The organism is Thioalkalivibrio thiocyanoxidans ARh2 (genome assembly GCF_000385215.1).
Classification (GTDB): Bacteria; Pseudomonadota; Gammaproteobacteria; order Ectothiorhodospirales; family Ectothiorhodospiraceae; genus Thioalkalivibrio; species Thioalkalivibrio thiocyanoxidans.
Genome location: NZ_ARQK01000007.1, coordinates 1 through 3,083 on the forward strand (window position 1 = coordinate 1; position 3,083 = coordinate 3,083).

Below are 3,083 nucleotides of genomic sequence, written 5' to 3' on the forward strand. Positions count from 1 at the left end.
CGGAGGCTGCATGACGGATTCAGCATACCCAGAGGTATCGACCCATGACCGAGGCGCCCTAGCGCGAATGGTGATGCAGGCATTCGATCACTGGGGCCTTGAAACAGACGAAGCACTCGCGATGCTGGGCCATGTGCCGGGCGACGTGGACGCGCTTTCGCACTATCGCGGAGGAAAGCCACTACCGGATGAGCACGATGCTTTGGATCGTGCGGGCCACATCCTGGGGATCCACAAGAACCTGCGCCTATTGTTTCCGCATGAGCGGGGCAGGGCCTATCGCTGGATGAAGACGCACAATCGTGCGTTCGATGGCTGCGCCCCGGTCGAAGTCGTCAGGCGTGAGGGATTGCAGGGCCTGCTATGCGTCAGGGGCTACCTGGAGCGCGCGGCCACATAGCGGCTCTCAGAAGGCTCATCACAGAACCCCGTCCGACGACACTGACGCTTCCGGCCGGTCATCTATTTGTGCGGGCCGCTCGTACGCCTTTTCCTGACGCCGGGGCACAAAGGGTCCCCTAGACACCGTAAACGGGGTTCCTTCAGCGAAACACCAGAGGCACGAAGGAACCCACATTCCCCGTAAACGGGGTTCCCTGGGGGTCAGCGTCGACCCTCTGTCAGGGTGAACTCTTCCAGCATTAGGCCGCGAGTCGATACCTGAGACCCATGCCCAATGACTAGGCATTGATAGTGATACCAGGTCTTGGCGCCGAAAGAGTTTTCCAGCTGCACGGTCCCCGAAATTTCGACAAGGTGATAAGAGCCATCCTCACCCGGTTCCAAACGTCCAATGTCAACTTCCGCAAACTGCGGTATATGCCGCGCGCTTTCCTCTACTCTGTCCTGGCACAGGTCAATGTAGCTCTCATACTGCCTCTGATCTGCCCAATCGCAGCCAGCCAGAACAAAAGCCAAAGCAGCTGCCCCAATGAAAGTCTTTCCCATTCCTCCCCCCTCCTGCTCTTCGGTCTCTCCGACCTGACACTACGCGATTCCTAGACTAGCCATAAGGTTTTCCATGGGCTGAACTAGAACGACAGGGTACGCACGTACTCCCCGAGGCGCTGTGCTTCGCGCTCAGTAAGATCTGCGGGAAGGCGAATCTCGATTGGGAGGTCGGGGCGAAGCATATATTCGTGCGTCACCATGTCTTCGGGGTCTTCAGAGTCTTCTTCGTCTGCGCTGTATGGCCGCAATTCCGCCTCTTCCCCCGCGGCAACCCTTCCAACCTGGGTCAGCTCCGACGCCCACTCGAAACGGGATGGTTTCCCTCGTCGTCCGACGATGAAAGCGCCCAAATTCATCTCTTCAAGCTTCTTGGAGAGGTCGATCACATCCTTGCGGGTCGCTTCTCCTTGGAGTTGCTGCACCACCCTATCCACCTTCATTACCGAGCGGTTTTGGGTGCGCCCCGCCAGATAGTCGAAGATCGCCTGATAAGCGCTGTTGCTGTCGTACAGGCTACGAAGCTGGGCAATGTTGTCGTTAGTCATAATAGGTCTCCTTTTTTCTTTTCGATCAAATTAGACACCATAATGCCACATTAGGGGCCTATTGTCAAGCATAAGGGTTTTTATAGGAAAAAAGGTCTTATAAAACAGAAAAGGCTGCTGGTTGCGACGCAACAGGTTGATGTTGCAGGATTTTTTTGGGCGTGATACGGTGCGCAGGCGGGTAGCATGGCCCCATGCTTCCCCCATCCCCCAAAAAATCTCCTCAAGTTCGACACCAAGCCCCCCGGTGGATATGGGGTGCTGTCGCAATCGCGCTGCTGACTCAAAGCGCATCCAAGCTCATCGAAGCCTTGGCACCAATCGTCATCGCTCTTATCGAAGCATCAGTCTGATACTCGATACCACGGGATGCGGGCGCCACGATCTATGGGGTGCAAGCCAATGGTGCAGATCAGCCTGCCTGGTCTATCATCCGCATTTCTGTTATTGCGATTTTGAAGTTTTCTGTATTTACGGAATTGCGGGGGCGTGCATGATCATCGGGGTACTAAACCAGAAGGGCGGGGTCGGGAAGACAACCCTCGCCATCAACATCGCTTCGAGCCTTTCGCATGGGGGAGCCAAGGTCCTTCTTATCGACGCAGACCCCCAGGGCAGCGCCCTGGACTGGGCCGCATCACGAGAGGGTGATCCCCTTTTTCCCGTCGTCGGTCTTCCAAGGGCCACCATCCATCGGGAAATCGACGGGATCGGTAGCGGCTACGACCACGTCGTCATCGACGGTCCCCCTCGCGTCACCGATCTCGCACGATCCGCCATCATGGCCTCGGACATAGTTGTCATCCCCGTTCAGCCGAGCCCATACGACGTCTGGTCCGCCCAGGAAGTGGTGGAGCTCATCGAAGAAGCCTCTGTATTTAAGGAAAAGCTGTTTTCTGTATTTGCGGTTAATCGCAAAATCGCCAAGACTGCGATTGGGCGAGACGTGAATGAGGCTCTGTCGAAATACCCGTTCCCCACCCTCTCAGCCAGCGTCACACAGCGGGTCGCGTTCGCTGAAAGCGCCGCGGCCGGCCAGTCCGTGCACGAGCTGGACGCGACAGGCCCGGCAGCAAGAGAGATCGACGCGCTCACAGCAGAAATCATCAACTACACGGAGATGCCCACGTATGAGTAAGCACGTGTCCATCGGCGGGAAGCCTTCCACGAAGAATGTCGATGAGTGGGTCGGGACCAGGGCAACGGTCGAGAAGCCAAAGCTCAAACGACTGACGATCGATATACCGGAAGAACTGCATCGGAAGATCAAAATGCAGTGCGCAGAGCGCGGAACGAAGATCGCCGAAGAAGTGCGGCAACTGCTGGAATCCAAGTACCAGTGATTCCGGTGACCCCGTGTTCCCTCCTAGTTAGGAGGGAACACGGGGCAGGCCCTCACCAAGCCCCTCGATGGGGCTTTGACCGACCACTGATGCGCACGCTACGGTGAGCTCTACTGAAGCCGACGCTGGGCTAACAAGCGGGCTAGATAGCCATCCCCGTCCTCCCAGGACGGAGCACCCGACACCATAGGTATCGGGTTCCCACCACCGGCCCCCCATGCCGGTCCATTAGCGGAGCCACCGC

General features: G+C 57.4%; 5 protein-coding genes. 3 read left to right on the forward strand and 2 right to left on the reverse strand.

What is annotated here, in order from left to right; genetic code table 11:
• Positions 1-67 precede the first annotated feature (67 nt).
• Positions 68-400: an antitoxin Xre/MbcA/ParS toxin-binding domain-containing protein gene (locus G372_RS0100065; protein ID WP_019624934.1), complete on the forward strand. Its 333-nt coding sequence runs from the start codon at positions 68-70 to the stop codon at positions 398-400.
• 203 nt (positions 401-603) lie between these two features.
• On the opposite strand, the gene G372_RS0100070 is transcribed toward G372_RS0100065, so the two are convergent.
• Positions 604-948 (reverse strand): hypothetical protein, encoded by a 345-nt coding sequence (locus G372_RS0100070; RefSeq protein WP_019624935.1) that lies wholly within the window; start codon positions 946-948, stop codon positions 604-606.
• Between the two features lie 83 nt (positions 949-1,031).
• Positions 1,032-1,496, reverse strand: a complete 465-nt coding sequence (locus tag G372_RS0100075; protein ID WP_019624936.1) for a hypothetical protein — start codon at positions 1,494-1,496, stop codon at positions 1,032-1,034.
• A 493-nt stretch (positions 1,497-1,989) separates the two neighbouring features.
• On the opposite strand from G372_RS0100075, the gene parA reads away from it, so the two are divergent.
• A complete protein-coding gene (gene parA / locus G372_RS0100080; protein ID WP_019624937.1) occupies positions 1,990-2,634 on the forward strand; it encodes a ParA family partition ATPase in 645 nt (214 codons plus the stop codon).
• Positions 2,627-2,839 carry a plasmid partition protein ParG gene (locus G372_RS0100085; RefSeq protein ID WP_019624938.1) on the forward strand — a complete coding sequence of 71 codons (213 nt, stop codon included), beginning with the start codon at positions 2,627-2,629 and terminating at the stop codon, positions 2,837-2,839. The genes parA and G372_RS0100085 overlap by 8 nt, the downstream gene beginning before the upstream one ends.
• Positions 2,840-3,083: the final 244 nt, after the last annotated feature.